Annotated in this window: 13 protein-coding genes; 6 read left to right on the top strand and 7 right to left on the bottom strand. The window is 45.0% G+C overall.

Annotation, left to right across the window (positions count from 1 at the left end):
- Positions 1-26 precede the first annotated feature (26 nt).
- Positions 27-1,874, bottom strand: a complete 1,848-nt coding sequence (locus tag GGD38_RS32020; RefSeq protein WP_375296444.1) for an FAD-dependent oxidoreductase — start codon at positions 1,872-1,874, stop codon at positions 27-29.
- 252 nt (positions 1,875-2,126) lie between these two features.
- Complete coding sequence (locus GGD38_RS32025; protein WP_375296445.1) at positions 2,127-3,341, bottom strand: AGE family epimerase/isomerase; 1,215 nt, start codon at positions 3,339-3,341, stop codon at positions 2,127-2,129.
- A 177-nt stretch (positions 3,342-3,518) separates the two neighbouring features.
- Here GGD38_RS32025 and GGD38_RS32030 point away from each other — a divergent pair, with 177 nt between their 5' ends.
- The gene (locus tag GGD38_RS32030) at positions 3,519-4,751 is read left to right on the top strand and encodes an ROK family transcriptional regulator (RefSeq protein ID WP_375296446.1); all 1,233 of its coding nucleotides are present in this window, start codon (positions 3,519-3,521) and stop codon (positions 4,749-4,751) included.
- Between the two features lie 460 nt (positions 4,752-5,211).
- Entirely contained in the window at positions 5,212-6,426 is a 1,215-nt protein-coding gene (locus tag GGD38_RS32035) for a copper amine oxidase (protein WP_375296447.1), read from the top strand.
- A 63-nt stretch (positions 6,427-6,489) separates the two neighbouring features.
- Here the strand turns inward: GGD38_RS32035 and GGD38_RS32040 are convergent, their stop codons facing one another.
- Entirely contained in the window at positions 6,490-7,527 is a 1,038-nt protein-coding gene (locus GGD38_RS32040; protein ID WP_375296448.1) for a Kelch repeat-containing protein, read from the bottom strand.
- Positions 7,528-7,803: 276 nt separating this feature from the next.
- Between GGD38_RS32040 and GGD38_RS32045 the strand changes: the two genes are divergently transcribed.
- On the top strand, positions 7,804-8,181 hold the full coding sequence (locus GGD38_RS32045) for a VOC family protein (protein ID WP_375296449.1): 378 nt from the start codon (positions 7,804-7,806) through the stop codon (positions 8,179-8,181).
- Positions 8,182-8,342: 161 nt separating this feature from the next.
- The gene (locus GGD38_RS32050; protein ID WP_375296450.1) at positions 8,343-9,128 is read left to right on the top strand and encodes an RMD1 family protein; all 786 of its coding nucleotides are present in this window, start codon (positions 8,343-8,345) and stop codon (positions 9,126-9,128) included.
- 74 nt (positions 9,129-9,202) lie between these two features.
- Here the strand turns inward: GGD38_RS32050 and GGD38_RS32055 are convergent, their stop codons facing one another.
- The 4 genes from GGD38_RS32055 to GGD38_RS32070 all read right to left on the bottom strand — a co-directional run bounded on the left by GGD38_RS32055 (position 9,203) and on the right by GGD38_RS32070 (position 15,831).
- Positions 9,203-9,817 carry an SET domain-containing protein gene (locus GGD38_RS32055; protein ID WP_375296451.1) on the bottom strand — a complete coding sequence of 205 codons (615 nt, stop codon included), beginning with the start codon at positions 9,815-9,817 and terminating at the stop codon, positions 9,203-9,205.
- Positions 9,818-10,544: 727 nt separating this feature from the next.
- Positions 10,545-12,905, bottom strand: a complete 2,361-nt coding sequence (locus GGD38_RS32060) for a beta-L-arabinofuranosidase domain-containing protein (RefSeq protein ID WP_375296452.1) — start codon at positions 12,903-12,905, stop codon at positions 10,545-10,547.
- Positions 12,906-13,158: 253 nt separating this feature from the next.
- Positions 13,159-14,865 (bottom strand): DUF885 family protein, encoded by a 1,707-nt coding sequence (locus GGD38_RS32065; RefSeq protein ID WP_375296453.1) that lies wholly within the window; start codon positions 14,863-14,865, stop codon positions 13,159-13,161.
- 48 nt (positions 14,866-14,913) lie between these two features.
- A complete protein-coding gene (locus GGD38_RS32070; protein ID WP_375296454.1) occupies positions 14,914-15,831 on the bottom strand; it encodes a dihydrodipicolinate synthase family protein in 918 nt (305 codons plus the stop codon).
- A gap of 188 nt (positions 15,832-16,019) precedes the next feature.
- On the opposite strand from GGD38_RS32070, the gene GGD38_RS32075 reads away from it, so the two are divergent.
- Entirely contained in the window at positions 16,020-16,898 is an 879-nt protein-coding gene (locus GGD38_RS32075) for an AraC family transcriptional regulator (RefSeq protein WP_375296455.1), read from the top strand.
- Positions 16,899-17,330: 432 nt separating this feature from the next.
- Positions 17,331-23,252: a T9SS type A sorting domain-containing protein gene (locus tag GGD38_RS32080; RefSeq protein WP_375296456.1), complete on the top strand. Its 5,922-nt coding sequence runs from the start codon at positions 17,331-17,333 to the stop codon at positions 23,250-23,252.
- The last annotated feature ends 234 nt before the right edge of the window (positions 23,253-23,486 follow it).

Genomic DNA, 23,486 nt, shown 5'->3' on the forward strand with positions numbered 1-23,486 from the left:
TGGAGGTTGCTGGTTTATTCGCCGGGTTATTCAAGACTTCCTGAAATAAGTACCGGCTTTTCATAAGGATGAAGGTATTGATGAAGCAGAACGGCAATGGCCCGCCTGCTTAATGGATCTGCAGCACCGGCGATTTGCACGCCGGCACTTTTCAGATCCTTAAACACCTGTTGCTCTGATATAACCACACCAGCCTGCGTTATGATCTTTACGATCTCCGGCACCGTGCACAAGGCGCCGGAAGCAGACCAGTAATTTTTTAAAGAAGAATAATACAACCTTAGTCCCTGCACCAGCTCATAAGCCGGCATTGGTTGGTTGGGGTAGAACCATGTTTGATTGGCCCACATATACGGCACACCTGTTCCTTTAAGAATTCCGGTTGCGCCTATTTTTTGTATGATGGTGAATTGCGGGTCGGTAGTTGGTACATCTATGAACGGCATAATGTACCCGTTGGCGTTTAATAAAGCAGTTTGTACATCGCGAACTTTCAACTTAGCGGGTTGCACCTGTTGTTGCACACACAGCGCCGCCATAATACCTGCGGCCTGGCCCAGTTGCATTACAACCGGCTGCAGCCGTGTAGCGCCATTTACAATGTTGCTTACGCTTATACTTTTTTCGGCTACTATTAATCCATCAACATCCTGTGGTATTAAACTGCCCATGGGCACGTTGTACGATGGCACTTTTATCTTTACAAAATCTATGGTAGGCGCCGATATATTTTTAAGATGGTGATGATCTATAGTGTAGTCGCCTACAGCTATGCCGGTACGGTATAATGGGTCGGCGGTTTCGTAAGGTTTGGCTACATGTGGCAGCGTAAAAGTAACCAGTCCCTTCAGTCTTCTCGATTCGCGATGATACGCGATCATCGGCAACTTATCGACCGTGGTAAATTCATCATCGGCAAGCCCAAGGTTCTTATAACCCAATACTGTTTGCAGATAATATACAAACCGCAACGTATGCAGTTTGGCTTCTTTTAACAACTGCTCCCTTTCGGCCGGTGTTTTTTCAATAAGGTTTACGTAATAATCGTTTCCGCACTTGGGCCAGTTGATCATGTATTTGTTCTTTGGCAACCGGCCATACTGCATCATTTTGTAGCAATTGTTGCTAGGGCTGTCGAATGATGCGGGATCGCTTACATCGCAACTACAATCGAACACATGCTGATCATATCCTGCTGGTTTGGAAATTGTTTTATCAGCGTTCTTACCATAATCTTTTAAAACAGCTACATAAGTGAGGTCCTGAATAATGTCGTTCGCTTTTTCGGGAGCCTGCTCTTCGCCGGTATCGTGCCTGCTGTCCATACCAATACGATAGCCTGCACCAGCGGCAGCCATTACATCGCCCAGTTCGGTAGCGTCAATTAATATAGTAGCTGAAATAATGCGTTGCTTCTTGCCCTGGGTTACAATAACTGTCCATTGTTGCTGCTCGCGTTTAACACTTACCCAGTTGGTGTTGTACCAGATCTGCAATGACTTTTCGGCCCCAGCCATTTTTTGCAATAGCTGATTGCCAACATGTGGTTCAAACAAAGTATTGCTTACCCAGCCTGTTTCAACAGAATCGGCGCCGCCGTAATAATTATATAAGTGTTGTCTGAATTCGCCCCATAAACCAGCGGGCATGCGATGGTTGCCATCGATGGCCGACACACCTGCAGAAGTAAGCATACCGCCAAGCCAGTTGGTAGCTTCCACTATCAACGTGTTTACGCCCATACGGGCCGATTGAATGCCAGCCATTGTGCCGCTGGCGCCGCCGCCAATGATGAGCACATCTGTTTTGGTAACAGGTTGAGCCGCCATGGAAAGGCTGCTCATAAGCAGTAATAGTATCAGTTTATATTTCATTGCAGCATTCATTCTTTTTACGGTCAATGGTCAATGGTGAATGGTCAATGTAAAGCTGCAAGCCGCAAGCTTTAAGCTGCAAGCAAGCAAATCGTTGTTCGTGAATCGGCAATCGGCAATCGTGAATCGGCAATAGTGTCCGAAACTTCAGGCCTCGCGAGTAGTGAAACGTGAAACGGCAATGTGAAAGCGGAACTTTATTACCTCTATCAACTTTTCAACTTCCTCGTCAACTCGTTAACAGGTCATTCGTCAACTCTTTTCCAGCGTCTTCCACACCTGATACAACGCCCTCGGAATATGAAAACACCCTTTCCACTTCCCCCCTTTCTGATTCAGCAGCACTTCGCCCTGGCGGTTCAGGTAGCCGAACCATTCGCCAAATTGTTCATCGCGAAAATGCGCCCAGGTATAATCATGTACTTTTTTAAACCATTTCATGCAACGCTCATCACCGGTCAATGCGTATCCTTTTGCCAATGCAACCAGCGCTTCCACATGCACCCACCATAACTTCTGGTCCCACTCCAGTTGCTGTGGCGGAAAACCAAGCACATCCATAAAATACAGGATGCCGCCATGTTCTTTATCCCAACCATACTCAAGCGTATGCAACATAATGTCACATGCCTTGCGTATCAACGCCTCATCGTTCAGGCGTTTGCCAAGGTCCATAATAAACCACATGGCCTCAATGGTGTGGCCAGGGTTAATAGTTCTTCCTTCAAAACTGTTGCTGAACCTGCCATCGGCATACACGTTCTCGAGGATGAGACCGTATTCTGATTTGTAGAAAACATCCATCACCTCATGTATCACAACAGGCGCCAGTTCATTTACGCGGTTAGTACCTATAATGTGCTCCAATTCCAACGAAAGGTTGCACAGGATCATGGGTAAACTAAAACTTTTTAATGCGCGGGTACCAGCATAGGCTTTATTATAAACACCTTTCCAGTTATGCTGCCTTCTGATGATGTTCTCAAAAGTATTTACTGCAATTTCTTTGTAGCGGTCTGTAGGCAGTGCTTTATCGAGCGAAGCAAAGGCCATGGCTGCAAAACAATCGCTGAAAATATTATAAGGTTGAACCAGTGGTTTGCCCTCGGCCGTGAGTGAAAAGTACCAGTTGCCCTGATCATCCCGGCCATACTTCTCCATAAAATCGGCGCCATGCAGGGCCATTTTTAACCAGGCGTCGTTTTTAGCTACATTATTATACATATAGCTGAACGTCCACACTTCGCGTCCCTGCAGCCACATAAATTTATCGGTATCATACACTTTTCCATCACGGGTTAAACAGGTGAAATAACCACCGTTCTGCTCGTCTTTACTGTGGTTCATCCAAAAAGGTAACACACTCTCAAGCAATTCGTTACGGTATAATTCAGCGTATTGTCCTATCGATAGGTCGGTTTTGGTTTTCTCTGCTACTAAATCAACATTCCTTTCATCAGCAGTCATAGTTCGGTAGTATTTAATTTATTTTATCTTTGCTGAGTAAATTTATAATTATTTTTATTTAATAGAACTTAATTACTAAAATATTTTATTTACAAGATACCTAGAACATCTTTTTCTTATTAAGAATCACTGAATTACCTTAGATAATTAAAAAAGTATTAAAAGCTTTATACCTCCATGACTGGCCAGCAAAGCATTTTTGAACTATTTTCGGATGAAACCACCTCGGGCGTTGCGTTTAAGAACAAAGCTTTAAAGCGTACGATCATCAATCACCTCGATGTTATCGGCAACACCACTATTACCGATCTGGCGCAGGCATTGAACATCAGCGTGCCTAAGATCACCAGCCTAATAAATGAGCTTATTAATGATGGATTGGTAAAGGATTACGGTAAGGTGGATTCGAAAGGAGGGAGAAGGGCCAGTATGTACGGACTGGTTGCTGAGTCGGGCTTTTTTATTGGGGTAGACGTAAAGAATTACTATGTGAACCTGGGCCTGCTCGATTTTAAAAAGAGCCTGGTATCGAGCGAAATGCATGTGCCTTTTGTGTTGGCCAACACCCAGGAATCGTACGACCAGCTTATAAAGATCATCCAACGTTTTATAGAAAATCTGTCGGTGCAAAGCCGGAATATCCTGGCAATGTGCGTGAACCTGTCGGGCCGCATCAACAGCGAAAGCGGTTACAGTTATAGTTTCTTTCATTTTCATGAAGAACCGTTAAGCGCTACCATTGAAAAAACAACGGGCATTCGCACCTTTATCGAAAACGATTCGCGGGCCATGGCCTATGGCGAATTTCACAATGGTATTGTGTGCGACGAAAAGAATGTGCTGTTTGTGAACCTCGATTACGGTATTGGTTTGGGTATTATGATCGATGGAAAGATCTATCGCGGCAAATCGGGTTTTGGCGGTGAGTTCGGACATATTCCATTATTCGCGAACGAGATCATTTGCCATTGCGGTAAGAAGGGCTGCCTCGAAACTGAAGCCAGCGGCCAGGCGCTGCTGCGTTTGTTCAAAGAAAAAATAGAACAGGGATCGTCGTCTTCCCTGCTGCAAAATCATAAACAGCCCGATGATTTGCGTTTGGCCGATATTATTCAGGCCACCAAAAATGAAGATGTTTTGAGCATTGAGCTTATTGCCGAAATAGGCGAAAAAATAGGCCGGGGCATATCGGTGATCATCAATATTTTCAATCCAGAGCTGGTAATTCTCGGCGGCACCCTTGCCGAAACCGGCGATTATATACGGCTGCCCATACGCAGTGCACTGAACAAATACTCCCTCAGCCTGGTGAATAATGATACCCAGCTGGTTATGTCGAAACTGCATGAAAAGGCAGGTGTTATTGGCGGGTGTTTGATTGCCCGGGATAAGTTGTTGTCGATGAGTTAGTTCACAGTTCACAGTTCACAGTTCACAGTTCATAGTTCATAGTTTACAGTTTATAGTTCACAGTCGGGGCTCGCGGCAGGTTTCCAGTTACCAGTTTCCTGTTTCCGGGTATTCAATTTCGGGACTCGCGATCATGCTCCGGTTTTTGGTTTGCCGTTCCCAGGTCCTTCAATTCCGGAGCTCGCGACTATTGGCTTCCGGGCTTACCATTTGTTTGGATCCACCCCACCGCGAAGGCACGAATGTTCGTATCTGCATTGTACCATTTTCAACAAGGTCAGGAAACGGGTGGGAAAACTTACGAGTTGACAAATGCGCGGCCTTCACTACCCTTCAGTAGATTTTAATCGCTTTCTCATAAAATTCTTCTTCACTTATGACTTATTCATAAATATTATAATTAAGTTTGTTATAGTTAATAATATTTTTTATTTACTCACTCTATTTCATCCTAATTATTATGAAACTGCTGAAGAAACGATCACTTTCCCCATATATGTTGGCTTTAGTCGCTGCTCTGATGGCCCACGCTGCGGCAAAAGCGCAGGAAACGCCAACCCTGGATGCTGAAACAAATAAGAAACTATTGAATGCTTCGCAAGGCGCCATAGTAGATCTGCCCGGCAGTATATTGACGGAGAAACTGCCTATGAATTCTTACCAGAAAATAGTGATGCCCGGGCCGCAATACCTCATCTCCGATGATCCTGAATATATTCGGGTGCCCGAGGCCATTGCCTTTCGTGAGGCGGTAGAGCCTGGCACCGTTCGTTTCTATTTATATAATGTAAACGGTGTAAAAGAGCCGCAAAAGATCAACACCAAAATAATAGCAGTTATAAAAAATACCGGCAAAGCGCCCATGCACCTGCGCATGCTTAAATTCTCTTCTCAAAAACCAACCACCAGTTATTTCTATGCCGGCAAACAGGGACTGGCCGATTTCTTTGCATCAACTCCTCAAACCACTTTCCGCACCATTCAACCTGGTAGTGTTGTAGCCATTGACCCTGCACAGGAAAAATTCACTGTGAAATACGATGAACTGGTACATGGCATTTATGAATTTGTAATTGATCAACCCGGTGAAGTGAGTGTGTTGCAAACGAGCCCGTCAACATCAACGACAGCGGCTTTTGCCCGCATCACCAATGTATTACCCGGTAAAAGTCAAAGCGGTGCCGGCCGTGGTATTTTTGGTGTAAGCAATTATCGGCTGTTAACCCAAAACACAATCGATACAAAAAATGGCGTATCGCAGATCATTGTAGCCGATGGCAAACAAGATACCTGGGTATTGGGTAAAGAAAGCACCAGCGGCAGAATAGCAACGCTGGCTGGTAACTATGGTGTGATGTATAATATGGAGATAAAATGGAAAAGCACCGATGGACGTGGACTTGCACTGGTTACCTGGAACTCACGCAGCGATAACGGCCAGTGGTGTGGCGCTATGGCCAATACTATGGTGGTTAGCAAAGGAAAATTCAAAGACGGCATTATACAATTACCTTCCGATAAACTGGTAACGAAAAAAGCGCCGGAAGCGGTGCTGGTACAGGTATTTCCACCGGCTGCAAACGGCGAAGAGCAAACGATCAAGCTCACTTATTCGCCACCAGGCGCCTCCTGCTTACCTACTCCGCTGATATTTATTCCTGTTACAATGGAATAATTATTACGTCATGATAAATGAAGAGCCCCGCCAATGAGCGGGGTTCTTTGTTTATGTATTGTGTTAATCGCCTTCTACTTTTGAAACAAAGGGATTGAACTCAAACATATTGTCCATATAAAGCGTACCATTATTACCCGTTAGTACAAAACAACGGTCCTTTACCACAAAGGCCACCGCGCCGGTGCGGGGTTTATTTTCGAAACCAGTAAATTCAGTCCAGGTATCGGTATCGGCTTTATATCCCCAGGTGCTGGTAACATAAGCGCCGTTTTCACCGGTAGCAATAAAGGCGTAACCACCTTGCACAAAAGCCACTGCATTCTGGCGAATAATGGAAGTATACCTGTCGTCGTACGATTCATTACTGTAATTATACAGCGGACGTTTGGTTGTCCATTTATTGGCCGGCGGCGGATCGTACTGATACAACTCTTTTTGAATTTCGCTACTGCTGTTAATGCCGGTAACCATATATCCTTTATTGTCTAATGTAAAGGCAACTGCAGCGCGGGTTTTGCTAGGGAAGCTTGCTCTTTCAGTCCATTGTTGGCCTTTAGGCTGCGAAGGGTCAAACTCCCAGGTATCGTTAAAAGCTTTACGGCCATTGGTGCCGCCGCACACATATGCTTTTCCGTTGATTACAAAAGCTGTTGCATCATAACGAACATCGCCGGGCATGGCATCTTTTTCGATCCAGGTTTTGGCAATGGGATCGTATTCCCAAAAATCGTGCATAAGCATTTTGTCGTTGTACCCGGTACCAATGTATCCTTTACCATTAATAGCAAAAGCAACACTGCCATTGCGGGGCTGGCTGGGCAGAGATGTTACCTGGGTCCAGTTGTTGTTATCAACATCGTAGGCAAACATATCGTTATAGGCGCCGCCATTATATGTCGACGTGCCCGTTAACACATATGCCGTGTTATTAATAACAAAGGCTGCGGCTTCACTTCGTGTGTCGCCTTTGAAATCGGCGGCAACATGCCAGTTACCAGAAAGTTCGGTAGAAGAAGATGGATCTCTTTTACAAGAAGAATAGATCACTAAAGTGCAAAGCAATGCATAGCGTACAGGTTTCACGTACACACTTTTCATGAGTAAAATGTTTTATTGTTTTAGACAGGTATACCACACCTTGACAAAAACGTTGCATAAAACACTTGCCCCGGAGCGCTAAGTTGTTCCTAAAATCGATTAAATGGGGTTTGGGGCGGATGGGAGGGGTTGGGGAGTCTATCAACCTCATAAATTACCGTACTTTTATACTATCTATTAACCTGCACGGTTCCCTGATTTGTACGCTGATTCTTAAAACGGAAATCAAACACCGGAAGCCTGGCTAAAGCTTTGCTTCCAGAAAAATCAGATGGTATGAAAATCAGACTAACCAGCATTTACGTTGAGGACACGTTTAAGGCATTTACCTTTTACACGGAAGTATTGGGATTTATGCAACGTTATTATTTGCCAGATGGCTATCTGGCTATTGTGGCCTCACCTGAGGAACCCAATGGCACCGGTCTATTGCTTGAACCAAACAGCAACCCCATTGCATCTACTTACCAGAAAGCTTTGTACGATGCAAATATTGCGGTGATCATTTTTAGTGTAAACAACATAGAGGAAGAGTACGAACGCCTTAAAAGTAAAGGGGTAGTATTTACAAAAGAACCTACCAATACCGACTGGGGCATTGAAGCCGTGTTTGATGACACCTGCGGTAATCTGATACAATTGCTTCAGCTATAAAATTCTACAACATATATGAATAGCCGCGGGGCCAGGCATCCTTTATTCCCAATTCCTTCCTTACATATTCTGTGTTAAGTGTTTTTGAAGCCTTTTGCGTTAAGCATTTAGCTTTCGTACCTTTAAGGATAGAATGGGATAAATGGATAAAAAGGATGCATATGTTGAAAGTTTTATCAATACAAATAGCCGACAGCATTGATATTAAACAATTTAAGACTGTGTTTAAGGCCGAGTTGTTGCACGAGGATTCTGACGAATTGTTTTACCGGGTTAAGTCGAACCCACAAAAGTTTGCCTATATTTTTAAATACGGCATTGTAAGCCTGTTAAGTTATAACGAGGTGGAAACGATGGCATTTATTCAGGCCATTACCCCCTATTGTAAGAACCCGCTTGAACAGCATATAAGCGATGAATTTGACATTGAAGTAAATGCAGGCCGCAATAAACTTGGTTATAATAAAATTGAGATCGAGAACGCTACCACCGATAGTCTTCGGCTTATTATGCTGAATGTTTCGCAATCGGTTGCATTAGATCATTTCAGTCAGCAAACCAATTTATTGTTAGAAGAAACAACCCGGCACACCCAAATACTGGAACGCAAAGGGCGGCTCGATCTTTCGGGCACCAATCTGAAAAAATTCATTGGACGTACGCTTAATCTTAAAAACCGCATCGAAGCCAATTTGTATATCTTCGATTCACCAGAAGAAACCTGGGAAGATGAAGAACTGAACCGGCTCGATCTTGGCCTTAAAAAGACATTCGACTTACAGGCCCGTTTTAGAACTATTCGGGAAGGGTTGGAAATTGTTAAGGAAAACCTCGACCTGTTTAAAGATCTGCTTCAATACAGGAATAGCATAGTGCTGGAGTGGATCATTATAATACTGATACTGGTAGAAGTGATCAATTTATTCATTGAGAAACTTATGAAATAGCCGGAAACGACGAAACATCATTACAGTCTCCTGCTAAAAAAAAAGAGCCCCGATTCATCATCGGGGCTCTCTGTTTATGCTAATACTTTTTTACTTTTTACCTTTTTCTTTGCCACTTTTCCGTTCACTTTTTTACCATTCACTTTCGTTCCATTCACCTTGGTGGCTTTTCCGTTTACCTTCTTGCCATTGGTAGTTTTACCATTTACCTTCTTGCCGTTGGTAGCTGTACCATTTACTTTAGCACCATTAGCAAGCAGTTTCTTTTTCTCTTTTTCATCGATACGGATGTTATGGCGTATCACCTGCCAGTATTCGGGACCATAGCCTACGAAGATCTCACCACCGGCTGGAATATCTTTAGTTGCTTCAATAAATACACGCACCCCTTCTTCTACATACTCAGCATTGTTGTTTAAATCTTTAACACGCTGCAAACCCCGTGCGTCGTTGGCATAGCGGGCCAGGGCCTTTTTATCGTTCAAAGCATCGATAACAAAATTCCGCTTAACATAATAGATATAAGGGCTTTCGTCTTCGTCTTTCTGCACTTCTTTCCAGGTCCTTGTTCTGCCTTTATACTCTACAATACGGGTTCCTTTAGGAATGAATTTTTTGGTAAATAATCCTTTTCCAGCGTTGGGTAAGGTGGATGTTTTAACGTACAACTGTTTCTCCAGGAATGCCATTCAATAAATAAATAAGTAGTTTAAAAGATGCTTTTACTATAAATCAAAACCAACAGGCCATTAACCGTACTATATATTGGTTTATTGTGTGAATTACGATAATATTCCGTTTGCCAGTAACCGAAATCCTAAAAATTTAACAGGCGCCGAAGATAAGAACTAAAGTTAAATTTTTTACATGCCGTAATTATCTAACCTGCATATTCTCATCCACTACCGGCAAAAAGATCAATTTCTGTTTCAGGCAACATCGTTTGCTCAAGACAAAAAATACTGCGTTTTGTTGCCGGCAACGTTCCCGGAATTTGATCTGCGCCAATTATGACCATACCTACATCAATAGCTTTACACCTTTCAATTGGCGGGCCACAAACGATAGGATCCAGACTTTTACCCCACGAACATCAATACAAATTTACACTTACCGCTCTTTACACACTTCACTCATCGGTTTTCTCCCACCTACCCTTCACGGAATTTAATCACCAGGGAAAGTTTCCATTTGGCTCAGCTTGCTAAAATGTTAATTGTAAGCCAGTTACATTTTGGCCTACCAATATCGCTTTTACTGATAATAATAATCACACCACCTTTGATGCTACCTCAACTTCGGCAACTCCTTCAACAAAATGTAGTTGACGAGTTGACAAGGTTACATAAAAAGGCCTCCCGATATACCGGGAGGCCTTTCCTTTATCAACCATATCAACTTTATTACCTTTTCGACTTACTCTCTCATCATCCTCACTTCACCATACACCGGACCTACCATGTTATTGGTTGCAGGTTTGAAGGTAACTTTCACTTTATCTTTTCCCTTTGTAATTTCGGCAGGAATGGAATATACTATTTCATAGAATTTACTTGACTTGTATTTGTTAAGGTCTTCTGTGGCGATCTTTACATCATTCACCAGGATATCGAAAGTGCGGCCGCGATTATCCATTCCCCAATAAGAACACATTAAACTGTTCACTTTTTCAGCATCCACTTTCATGTTGAATGAAAAATAACCACCCGGATATGCCACCCTGAACTTGCGGGTATGCTCTTCGCCTGTGTTTACTTTGTCGCCGGTAAAACCATGATCACGCTCAGGCTGCATTTCACCCAGGCGTAACAGATCAACCGTTTTTATTTCTATCTCACGTTTCCTTTTACGCTCCGCTTCATATACCTTTTGCTGTTCGGCCCAGCTTTGCGGTGTAAACAAGTCCCAGTACACACTATAAAATTCCTTTTGCACCTGGTTAAATGGCACCAACGTAACCTCCTGTGGCCGGCCTACATTAAGGGAGTGAAAAACCAGGGGTTTGTTATTATCTGCACTCAGCCATTTGGCAGGGTCAGTTTCTGAAGATACCAGCACCGGAATACCCGTAACCGGATCGGGTTCTTTATTACCAAACACACCTGCCAGCACCAATGGTCCATAAAATACCGCCACGCGGTTGGGATTGTCGGGCATTGACTGGGTATACAATTGCAGATCGGGTTTAAAAGTAACTGCGTCTCCGGTCTTCCACGTACGGGTTATGGTGAAATATCCATTGGCATCGGGTTGAATATTCGTTTGCCCTTTTCCGTTCACCGCTATCCATACCTTTTGTTTTGCCCAATATGGATTGCGTATACGCAAGGGAAACGATACCGGCCTGGCTGCTTTAATAGCAAACCGTACCCAGTTGCTTTGCGGCAATTGTGTTTGTTGTTCTATCACTACGCCTTTTTCTTTCCAGTTCAATTTTGAAGCTATGAACAGGTTTACATACAGGCTGCCATCCACACCCTGGTAGTAAATGCTTTCTCCATACTTAACATGGTTTTCCATACCTGAACCTACACAGCAGGTAAATGTATTGAACGAATCGCTAAACTCTTTTTGAGTACCCATGCGCAACGGCACAAAATAACACATCATGCCGTCGTTATGATTTTGAGAAGAAAGGATGTGATTGTTCAAAGCACGCTCGTAATAATCCATCAGTTGGGCCGATGGCTGCAAGGCAAACATATGCCGTGTTAACTTCAGCATATTGTAGGTATTGCAGGTTTCCATGGTATTATCGGTAAGCGTTTCATTGAGCTTGCCGGCCGGCCCCAGGTATTCATAGTTACTATTACCCCCAGGCGCATAGGTATGATCGGTTACCACTGTTTTCCAAAAGAAATCGGCAATGGTTTTGTCTTTTTCGCTGGCAGTAAGCTCGTACCGGCGAATACAACCAATAACTTTTGGGATCTGGGTGTTGGAATGTTTACCGGGAAGAATATCTTTTTGCAGTGCCAGTGAATCAAGAATGCGTTTATCGTGGAATTTGTACGAAAGATCGAGGTACTTTTTTTCACCGGTGAGTGCAAAGGTGTTCACCAGCACATCGTTCATACCACCGTATTCACAAAACAACATGCGTTGCAACGAACTATCGGGCAGGTTGCGAATGATGTGGGCCGTCCAGTCGGCCATGCCTTTTTCTACCGCCAATGCCTGTTTGTTATCGCAGTACAGGTACGCATCGAGCAACCCGGCCATGATCTTGTGCACCGTATACCAGGGCGACCAGGCGCCGTTAAGATCGAACCCACGTGAACGGATATTTCCTTTTTCCACTTCGGCCCACATGCTGTCTTCTTTGGGAATGGCGCCTACATACCCGTTTCGTTTTGGCTGCACTTCGGCCAGTTCGGTAACTATATAATTTACTTTATCGAGAAATGTTTTATCGTGGGTTACGGCATAATGCATAGCGCAGGCAGATAAATAATGGCCAAGACTATGGCCCGCCAGTCCGCTATTTTCCCAGCCACCATACCGGGCGCCTTTTGCTTTCAGGTTGGCATGCTCCCTAAAATCGGCCAGTAACCTGTCGGGTTCTACCAAACGCAGGTAACGCACATCTGCCTCCATAGCTGTTTTAAATGGCCCATCGAGCAATTGTACATCCTGCAGGTGAAAGCCATATGCCTTTATCGGAACAACCGGCTTTACCTTCATTTTGGGTTGTTGCTTTTCGGGCACATAGCTCTGGGCCTCTAATACAAACCTTAGCAGGCATAGAAAAATTGTGAATACGAGGTGCTTTTTCATTTTTGGGAAAGGTTATTGAGTTCTTAGTTCTAAGTTTTTAGTTCATAGCCTGAACTTCAGGGCTCGCGAGTAAGAGTTTCAGGTTGCAAGTTTCGGATTACCGTTACAGTGTACGGCGTGGCGTGAAACTGAATTTGCTTATAGCTTACAGCTGTATTTATTTCACGTTTCACGTTTGCCGTTTTACGAATAACGAGGCCGGGAAATTTGGAAACCATTGCCGATTCACGATTGCCGATTGCCGATTCACCATTCACCTGTAAAACTTCCACTCCGCTTTATAATCTTTCGGAATATTCTGATTGGTAAGGATAGCCCGAACCATTGATACCGGCATGGCGTTTTCCTGCAACACGGCATCGTGGTATTGGGCAAAGGTCATTTTACCACTGTCTACCAATTCTTTTTTCATGGCATAGAATTGCAGTCCGCCAATCATATATGCCAGCTGGTACAACGGACTGTAGCCACCTACAAATGAACGGCGTACTTCGCCTTCGGCATTGGCGCGTTCGTGGCCAACCCGGTTCACCAGGAAATCGATGCATTGCTGCGGCGTCCATTTACCCAGGTGATAATTCAACGAAAAGATGATGCGGGCGCACCGGTGCATTCGCCAAAACAACATACCTACCCTATCTTCGGGCGATTGCGGAAACTGCTTATCCCACAACAACATTTCCCAATACAGGGCCCAGCCCTCGATCCAGAACGGCGTTTCAAAATTGCGGTACATTTTGTACCGGTTGCTCATAAAGCCTTGCAGGTGGTGGCCGGCAATAAGTTCATGATGTACAGTTGCCCGTGAGAAATGCGGATTGTTACCCCGCATGCTCATCATTTTATCGCCCTCGTCCATGGTGTTGGTGGGGTAAGAGACACTTAACACTTCACCACCCGTAAAGAAGGGATTTACCAACTGCCGCTCCGGCGTCATCATGATCATGCGCCAGGTTTCTTCGGCCACAGGCGGAATGGTGAGCAGGTTATTCTTTTTCAAAAAATCAACCGACTCGTTATACAACTTCATGATGGCCTCTGGTTGTTTACCCGGCGGCACATACGTGTTCTTTACTTTTTCAAGGGCAGCTTTCCAGTCTTTCCCAAAACCCATTTGCTCTGTAGCCTTTAGCATTTCGGCATCGCACCAGGCAAATTCTTTATTGGCTATATCTATCAACTCTTCAGGCGTGTAGGGTATGAACTCCAGTTGTAACTGCCGAACGATCTCTTCTTTCCCAATGGGATAACCGATAATACCGCTGCCATCATCTTTTCCGCCGGGCGCCGCTTTCGATCTCTTTTGCCATAGTTGAGCATAGGCAGTAAGCGCGCTATCGAGCCCTTTATAAGTATTAGGCAGCCACCAGGTATATTCAGGATCATACCCATTATAAAAATCGTGTACGCTTTTAAGCGCAGCCTGTAATCCTTTTACCGTACCCTGTGCCCTACGTATTAAGTTGATGGGGATAGAGGAATCTTTCTCCAATGACTTCATCAGGTCGCCAATATCCTTTGTAAGGGCTTTCATATTGTAGGCCCATTTCTGTCCTTCTACAGCTCCGGCGCGTGTGCGTCCTTTTTCCAACGTATAGATCCAGGGAGAAATAGTAAACCAGATTTTCAGCTGGTCACATTCTTTTTTCTCCACCTCCAACAAACGCAATTGCTCATCGAGGTTTCTTTTAAAAAGAATATAATCTACCCGGCTGCCGGTTGGCAGGCTTTCGTAATTCAATTGTTGCAATTGTTTCAGGTAACCGGAGTATAGTGTTACCAGCCGCTCGCGGCGGTAAGGCGAATTCTCAACAAAATAAAAGCGGGTAAGACTGCCCCTGTCGGCTTCGTATTGCACCATCAGGTTGTTTACTTCGCTCGATTGTTGGTATAAAGTTGTTTGACTAATGACTGTTGCTGTAGATAGCAAGCAGAGGATAAGAATAAGTAGCTTTCTCATAATGGTTTTGGTTTACTAGTTCACAGCTCATAGTTCACTGTTCACAGTTTATAGAGCCATTTTCATATACTCAGGCAATACCGGCCTGTTAGCTATACCTTCATTAATAACTTTCAATACCCGCTCACGCTCCTCGCCTACTAACGTTAAGCGGGGCGCGCGAACGTATTCTGATCCCAGGCCAACCTGCGCTTCGGCCAGCTTAATATATTGTACCAGTTTGGGATGAATATCCAATTCAAGCAATGGCATAAACCAACGATAAATGGCGCGGGCCTCATCGAGCATACCTGCTTTTACCAGGCGGTAAACGGCTACCGTTTCGCGCGGGAAAGCAGTTACCAGTCCGCCTACCCAGCCATCGGCGCCCATTACCAATTCTTCCATGGCCAGGGTATCAACGCCGCATAATATCTTATACCGGTCGCCAAAATTGTTGATCATGCGCGTTACGTTCGATACATCGCGGGTTGACTCTTTAACGGCCTGTATATTTTCACACTCCAGCAGTTGTTCAAACATCTCGAGCGTTACTTCAATTTTATAATCAACCGGGTTATTATAGATCATAATTGGCAAATCGGTTGACTGCGCTACTGTTTTAAAGAAAGTTAATGCTTCACGGCTGTCGGCTTTGTAACGCATGGGCGGTAATAACATCAAACCTTTGGCGCCCCAGCTTTTACCTAATGCCGCCTGCCTGATAGCTTCTTTAGTGGCGCCTTCAGCAATGTTTAATACCACCGGTACCGGTCCTGCTATTTCGATGGCGAGTTTTACCAGCGTTTCCTTTTCTTCGGTTGTAAGGGTACTGGCTTCCCCCAGGCTGCCTCCCAGCACAATACCATCTACACCGGCATCCAGTTGCGACTGCAATCCTTTTTCAAACAATGGCAGATCGAGGGTATCGTTGGCTGTAAACTTGGTAGTGTAGGCAGGAAAAACACCTTTCCATAATATACTCATTCGTATTAATTTTTAATAAAGGTATTATGAAGCAGTTAGTTGCTCGTAGCCTGTTTTAATCAGTTTGTTACCAATATTAACAAGCTGGCCTCCTTCTGCAATTAATCACTTCTTTACCAATATTAACCTTCTGCACCGGGTTATGGGAAAAAATTGGTAATATTGGTTAAAGACCAAACCAACTGCACATGAAAGTCGTTCAATTTACCATACCTGTTTCCCAGGAACATTCGATCATGGTTCAGGAGGATAAGTTACCACATTTTTATAATCACCTGCACCGTCATAACGAAACCCAGCTTACCTGGATCATCAAAGGCGAGGGCACCCTTATTGCCGGCACCTGTATGCAGCGCTTTCAATCGGGCGATATTTATATACTGGGCGCAAATCAACCCCATTTGTTTAAAAGCGACCCGGCCTATTTTGAAAAGAACAGCGATAAAGACATTCATGCCCTTACTTTATTTGTTGATCTGCGCGGCCCATTTGGAAAGATCATGGAACTACCGGAAATGAACAATGTGAAGAAGTTTATGGAAGCCACCCGCAGGGGATTGCAGGTTCCGCCCGAGCAACAGCACGACATTATGAAAAAAATGATATTGGTAAAGGAAGCAAGGAACGGTATAAGGCTGGCATTCTTTATACAATTACTGCAAACCCTTAGCAGGATAAAACAATACAAATCACTTTCAAACACCCATACCGAAAGCTCCATTACCGAATCGGAAGGCTTGCGCATGAACGATATTTACCAATACACCATGGCGCATTACACCGAGAATATTACATTAAAACAAATTGCTGATGTAGCGCACCTTACCCCACAGGCTTTTTGCCGCTACTTTAAAAAACATACGTTAAAGACCTACGTGGCTTTTTTAAATGAAGTGCGTATCAATGAAGCGTGTAAGAAAATAGTATCGGAAAATTTCGATAGCCTGGCTGCCGTTGCCTATCAAAGCGGATTTAATAATGCTGTTACTTTTAACCGGGTATTCAAAAAGATCACCGGACAACCTCCCAAGAAGTTCCTCACTGAGTATATACAAAAAGTGAACTAAAAAAAATTCCAAGTTCCAAATTCCAAGTTCCAAAAAAGCACCAAAACCCAAGTTCCAAACAATAAACGCCAAATTCCAAGATGCAAACGAAATTGGTTCTTGTGATTTGGAATTTGGGATTTCCTTTTGGAGCTTGGAATTTGAGATTTGGAATTTATAACAATTTATTTCATTTTGTATATAATCATAACTTATCATCGGTTGACAGGCACCGTTAAAAGGATAAGGTCAAAATAAATGTGTATTCCCCAAAACTTTGTTTTTAATTTGACCGCCTGCAATAAACCAATCACCTTTTCCTACAAGTTCATAAAGCCCTCATTGTATCCCCGCCATTAATTTAACCTACAGGTAATTGCTTTCTCCTGCCCACGCGGCAAGGAGCGGCTATGCCATGCTCATAACTGTAAAAAGTGAACAAATACCCTATATATGCAAAAACGTATACCTAAACCATTTACGCTATTTCTTATTTTCTTTTTTCTTAGTAATTATTTATCCGCCACGCCTGAGTGCCCCATTATAACGGGCAGGTTTCCTTTAGCCAATGGCACCACCTCAGATGCATCGGCAACAGGCTGGTACCTGAATGCAACAAATGTTGCCTCTACCGGTTACTTTGCCGTTAAATCGAACCGGTTGCATGCGCAGGAACTGGGTGGTGAGGGCATCTGGTACTCACAGGTGTTTTCAACAACTGGCTATTCCGATTTTCAGGTAGCTGTAAAAGTTTCATCTGAAGGAGATATGAACAGCTCCGAATATGTAAAGATCTATTACAAAATTAACGGTGGTGCAGAAACGCTGCTTGACCAACGCACCGGTAATTTTGGCACCATAGATTTTACGTCGGGTATACTTACAGGCAGCAATGTGCAACTGGTTGTAAAACTCTACAACTATAACAATGGCGGCAGCCAAACTTCTAAATACTATATTGAAGAATACCGTGTGTTCAAAGAAAAAGGCCCCTGCGCGGTTTCTGCAATAAGTGTAACGGCTGCGGCTGCCAATGGCGGCCTATTAACGTGCGCCAGCCCATCGCTTGGGCTTTCGGCCACAGCTACCGGTACCGGTACTACTACCTGGAGCTGGAGCGGCCCTAATGGCTATACCAGCACAGCGCAAAACCCTGTAATTACCGCCGCAGGTACATACACTGTAGTAGCTACCAATAGCACTGGCAGTGGCTCGGCAAGCGTTACGGTTACAGAAAACAAAACTGCGCCGGTGATCACTGCTACCGGCGGCGCCCTGGCCTGCGGGTCGTGTGTAAGTATTAGCGCCTCGTCGAACGTCAGTGGCGCCAATTATAGCTGGAGCGGACCCGGTGGCTTTACATCCACTTCACAAAACCCTACAGTATGTGCAGCTGGCACCTATACGGTAACTGTTACCAACCCGGCCAACGGCTGTAGCGCCCAGCAATCAGTATCAGTAACAGCCGGCTCATCTGCTGCCACCACCTTCTGGCACGAGGATTTTGCCGGTTTAAGCAATGGAACCACCTCCGATGCCGGCGCCACGGCCTGGACAACATCAGTTACCGGTTCGGGTACATATTCTGTTCAAAACAATGAATATAAAGTATCATTCAGCGGCAGCCAGGGCATTGGTACCTGGACGTCGCAGGTAATTGATATTTCTTCTAAAACAAATGTTACGTTTTCGGTTGACCTGCGCAGTGAAGTAGCCAGTTCCAGCGACGCCTTCGAAAACGGCGACTACATTAGGATATATTACAAGCTGAATGGCGGCGCCGAAACTCTGGTATTTGAAGACCTCGCCGGCCTTGGCGGCACCACGAATACCACAGCTTCTACCACGTTCAATTCGTCTTCGCTTAACGGAAGCTCATTGCAGATCATTATTAAAACAAGTAATTCAGATCCTACAGAACGTTACTTCTTTGATAATATCAAAGCAACCGGCACCACCTCCAGTACAGGAACCGTTACCGTTACACCAGCTGTAAACGGAACAGTAACCTGTGTGTCAACGGCGCAATTGTCGGCTACGGCCAGTAGTACCGTTTCTGCCTGGTCATGGGCCGGTCCCAATGGCTTTACCAGCGCCCAGCAAAACCCGGTTGTGAATGCAGGCGGACAATATATAGTAACCGCCACTTTATCTTCAGGCTGTGCAGCTTCTGCTACTATTACAGTTCCTGAAAATAAAACACCGCCTGATATTACGGCTACCGGTGGAACCCTGGCCTGTTTACCAAGCGTTACACTAAATGTAAATTCAACTATTCCCAACGCTTCGTATAGCTGGACGGGGCCGAATAGCTTCAGCAGCAACGCAAAAAATCCAACGGTAACTGCACCGGGTACGTATACCGCCACCGTAACCAACCCGGCCAATGGATGTACTGCCCAGCAATCAGTGTCAGTAACGTCCGGCTCCTCTACTCCCGCCAACTTCTGGCTGGAAGATTTTACCGGACTGAGCAATGGCGCCACTTCAGATGCAGGCGCCACCGCCTGGACATCCTCTACCAGTGGCAGCGGCACCTACTCGGTGCAAAACAATGAGTTCAAAACCTCATTTAACGAACAAGCCGAGGGTGTATGGACCTCACAAGTAGTAAGCATTTCCGGTAAATCGAATGTAACCATCTCTGTTGACCTGCGCAGTGAAGTCACCAGTTCAAATAGCTGGGAAAACAACGATTACATTCGCGTTTATTATAAACTAAACGGCAGCGCCGAAACCCTGGTGTATGAAGATCTCGCAGGAATAGGGTCTTCCACCACCGGTACGGCTTCTACTACCATAACTTCTGAAGCGCTCAACGGCAGCACCCTACAGGTGATCATTAAAACAAACAACTCCGGTCCTACAGAGCGATATTATTTCGATAATATCACGATCACAGGAGGCGATATTACCGGCGAGAGCGTTACAGCAACCGGCGGCGCTATTACCTGTATCAATTCTTCAGTACCCCTGCTGGGCAATGCAACATCAGGTGGTGTAAGTTATAGCTGGACAGGGCCCGGTAACTTTACCTCTACAGCACAAAACCCCGTTGTAACCGCAACAGGTATTTATACTCTAACGGTTCACAACCCGGCTACCGGATGTAACGGTACAGATACGGCAATCGTTGTGTTGAACCAAACCGCGCCGGGCGCCAGCGCCAGTGCCAACGGATCGATTTCCTGCAGCGGAAGTTCTACCGCTACGCTTTCCGGCTCGTCTCCCACTTCGGGCGTAATGTATAGCTGGACAGGCCCGAATAACTTTTCTTCTTCAGAGCAGAACCCCGTAGTTACTGTAGGAGGCGTATATAATTTAACGGTTACCAACCCGGTAAATGGTTGTACCAGCATTGCAAATACAACAGTTACCATGAGCAGCAGCAGTACAGGCACTATATGGCTTGAAGACTTCACGTGGGCCAACGGTACAACCTCCGATGCCGGCACTACTGCCTGGACCACTTCTAAAAATCCGTCAACCGCAGTGATCTCTGTGTTGAATAATGAGCTTAGGGTTACCAACTGTACTACTACCGGTGAAGTTGTGTGGACCTCAGGCGCGGTCAACGTGGCCGGCAAAAACAATATTATTGTTTCTGCCGCAACAAAAAGCTCTGTCATCAACAATGTTCTGATGAATGACAGCGGTGAATTAATGGATTACCTCAGGTTCTATTACAAACTCAATAACGGCGCTGAAGTATTGTTTGCAGAGAAAAGAGGCATCATAAACAACCACAGCACTACACCAACCCCCGTGTCTGTTACTATCCCGAATGGTAACTACAGCACCCTGCAGGTAATAATAAAAAGCAGAGCTACAGCCAATGACGAATTCTATTATGTAGATAACCTACAGATTGTAGCCACCACCCAGTCTGCACTGAATGCAGTGGCTACGGCTACCGACATACTTACCTGTATTAAAAACAGTGTGGGGCTTACAGGCAGCAGCTCGGCTACATCGCCTGTAAGTTATAGCTGGACAGGCCCTAACAACTATACTTCTACTGTACAGAATCCATCGGCTACTGTTGCAGGTATATATACATTGACCGTTACAGACCCGTCAACCGGTTGTACAGGTAGTGATACAGCGCTGGTATCGTTGAACAATACGCCCCCCGGCGCTTCTGCATCGGCAAGCGGACCGCTTACCTGCAACACAGGTTCTTCGGCTACGCTTTCAGGGTCGTCATCAACATCGGGTGTAAGTTATAGCTGGACGGGCCCCAACAACTTTACCTCTGCTGCGCAAAACCCGGCGGTTACTACAGCAGGCACTTATAATCTTACTGTAACCAACCCCGTGAACGGTTGCACCAGTACTGCAAGCGCAACGGTTACAACCAGCAATGCTATTACGAGCACCTGGCTTGAGGACTTTACGCTGGCCAATGGTACTACATCCGATGCCGGCGCCACAGCCTGGACTACCTCTAAAACGGTATCGGCGGCTGTGATAGCGGTGCAGAATAACGAGCTCAGGATAACCAACTGCACCACTACTGGTGATGTAGTGTGGACCTCAGCCCCGCTCGACATGACCGGCAAAACCAGTATCAGCATTTCAGCAGGCGTAAAAAGTTCCATTATCAACAACGCGGTAATGAATACCGATCCTACTTATGGGGATTACATCCGGTTCTATTATAAACTGAACAATGGCAATGAAATACTGTTTGCCGAAAAAACGGCCGGCATTAACAATCACAGCACCACACTTACACCCGTGTCTGTTACTATTCCCAATGGGAACTACAGCACCATGCAGGTAGTGGTAAGAGCAAGGGCGACGGGCAATGATGAATTCTATTATGTAGACAATATGCAGGTAGTAGCAACCGGAGCCTCCAATATAACGGCCAGCGCAACTGGCGGCAACATCAATTGTATTAACAATTCGGTTACACTTCAGGGAAGCTCTGCGACATCAGGCGTATCCTATGCCTGGAGCGGGCCGAATGGTTATACGTCCACTGCACAAAACCCGGCTGTAACAGTACCAGGCACCTACACCTTAACAGTTGCAGCTGGTAGTTGTACGGCAACCGCATCAGCTACCGTAAGCATAGATACAGCGAAACCAAACATTACGGCATCAGCAACTCCGGTACAGCTTACCTGCACCGCTACGCCAGCTATCTTAAGCGGCGGTTCAACAACCCAGGGCGTTACCTATAGCTGGAGCAACCCAAATGGTGTAATAGCCACTACAGCCAGCACATCGGTAGTTAACCCCGGCACCTATACATTAACGGTTAAGAACCCGGTTAATGGTTGTACAGCAGCAAAACAAGTGATCGTTACTCAGAACATTACACCACCACCAGCCATAACGGTAAGCCATGTGGGACGTGTAACCTGCGACTCTCCCAATGCTATTATCACCGGTACTGTTTCAACGCCGGGGTTAAATTACAGCTGGAGCGGACCACAAGGATTTACAGCTAATACGCTCACTACGGCAGTAACAAGAGGAGGAACCTATACGCTTACGGCCACTGACCCCGCTAACGGTTGTTACACTTCTTCAAGTACAGTGGTAGAAGAGAACACAGCAAAGCCAAGCGGGCTGTCTATCACTAACCCGGGTAGCATTACCTGTTTAATTCCAAGTATACCACTCACAGGCTTCTCAATTACGCCCAATGCTACTTATAATTGGACAGGTCCAAATGGATATACTTCTTCTTTAACCCAAATAAACGTTGACAAAGGCGGTGATTATACGCTTACAGTTACGGATACGATCAATGGCTGTTCGGCCAGTCTTACTACAACCGTAGTAGATAATGCACAACCACCGGTTGTAACTATTATTAACACAAGCCCCTTGAGCTGTTCAAACCCTGTAGTTACCTTGGAGGTTGTTACGAACATAGTAAATCCTGAGATCCTGTGGGTAGGGCCTGATTTTATTAGTGTGTACAGAAGCACTACCACCAATATTCCCGGCGAATACTATGTGCTCATAGGTAACCCGGGCAATGGCTGTTCAACTACGGAGTTTACCACAGTAACCGGCGATCTTTCTGAATGTGCAAGAAAAGCTACAGGCACTGCCAGGGCACAGAACACCACATTGCCGAACGAAGCTGTTACTAAGTTTGTGTTTAAAGCATACCCCAACCCGGTAAGCACCAATGGTGTTATTGAATTTACATCGCCGCATAGCACTACTGCTACGGTAAGTATTTACAATGCGCTGGGCACTTGTGAAAAAGTACTGTTTAAAGGCGCTGTAACCGGCAACCGTGTGAACCGCGTGCCCGTACCAGCGAATCAATTACCAGCAGGCGCTTATTATTTTATCATTAATACAGATGGTAAATCGTTTACCGGAAAATTGATGATCATTAAATAAGAAAACCGCTCACTCGATAAGAAGGCCTTTATATATGTTGTACATATATAAAGGCCTTCTCATTTAATATGCTTTTAATGCCCAAATACATATGAATTGATTACATAAACGACAAACACGACACTATACAAGTGTAGTTTTAACAAATATGTGATCATATTCAAAAAAAGGATAGTACGACTTACTAAAGTATTAACGTATTTTGTTCCTGTAATTCGACCCAAACCAATCAAC

Origin of the sequence: Niastella sp. OAS944 (genome assembly GCA_024809215.1) — a bacterium.
GTDB lineage: Bacteria > Bacteroidota > Bacteroidia > Chitinophagales > Chitinophagaceae > Niastella.

Coding starts and splice junctions, on each gene's coding strand:
- GGD38_RS32020 (WP_375296444.1), bottom strand. CDS start 1,874: ATGAAATATAAACTGATACTATTACTGCTTATGAGCAGCCTTTCCATG.
- GGD38_RS32025 (WP_375296445.1), bottom strand. CDS start 3,341: ATGACTGCTGATGAAAGGAATGTTGATTTAGTAGCAGAGAAAACCAAA.
- GGD38_RS32030 (WP_375296446.1), top strand. CDS start 3,519: ATGACTGGCCAGCAAAGCATTTTTGAACTATTTTCGGATGAAACCACC.
- GGD38_RS32035 (WP_375296447.1), top strand. CDS start 5,212: ATGAAACTGCTGAAGAAACGATCACTTTCCCCATATATGTTGGCTTTA.
- GGD38_RS32040 (WP_375296448.1), bottom strand. CDS start 7,527: ATGAAAAGTGTGTACGTGAAACCTGTACGCTATGCATTGCTTTGCACT.
- GGD38_RS32045 (WP_375296449.1), top strand. CDS start 7,804: ATGAAAATCAGACTAACCAGCATTTACGTTGAGGACACGTTTAAGGCA.
- GGD38_RS32050 (WP_375296450.1), top strand. CDS start 8,343: ATGTTGAAAGTTTTATCAATACAAATAGCCGACAGCATTGATATTAAA.
- GGD38_RS32055 (WP_375296451.1), bottom strand. CDS start 9,817: ATGGCATTCCTGGAGAAACAGTTGTACGTTAAAACATCCACCTTACCC.
- GGD38_RS32060 (WP_375296452.1), bottom strand. CDS start 12,905: ATGAAAAAGCACCTCGTATTCACAATTTTTCTATGCCTGCTAAGGTTT.
- GGD38_RS32065 (WP_375296453.1), bottom strand. CDS start 14,865: ATGAGAAAGCTACTTATTCTTATCCTCTGCTTGCTATCTACAGCAACA.
- GGD38_RS32070 (WP_375296454.1), bottom strand. CDS start 15,831: ATGAGTATATTATGGAAAGGTGTTTTTCCTGCCTACACTACCAAGTTT.
- GGD38_RS32075 (WP_375296455.1), top strand. CDS start 16,020: ATGAAAGTCGTTCAATTTACCATACCTGTTTCCCAGGAACATTCGATC.
- GGD38_RS32080 (WP_375296456.1), top strand. CDS start 17,331: ATGCAAAAACGTATACCTAAACCATTTACGCTATTTCTTATTTTCTTT.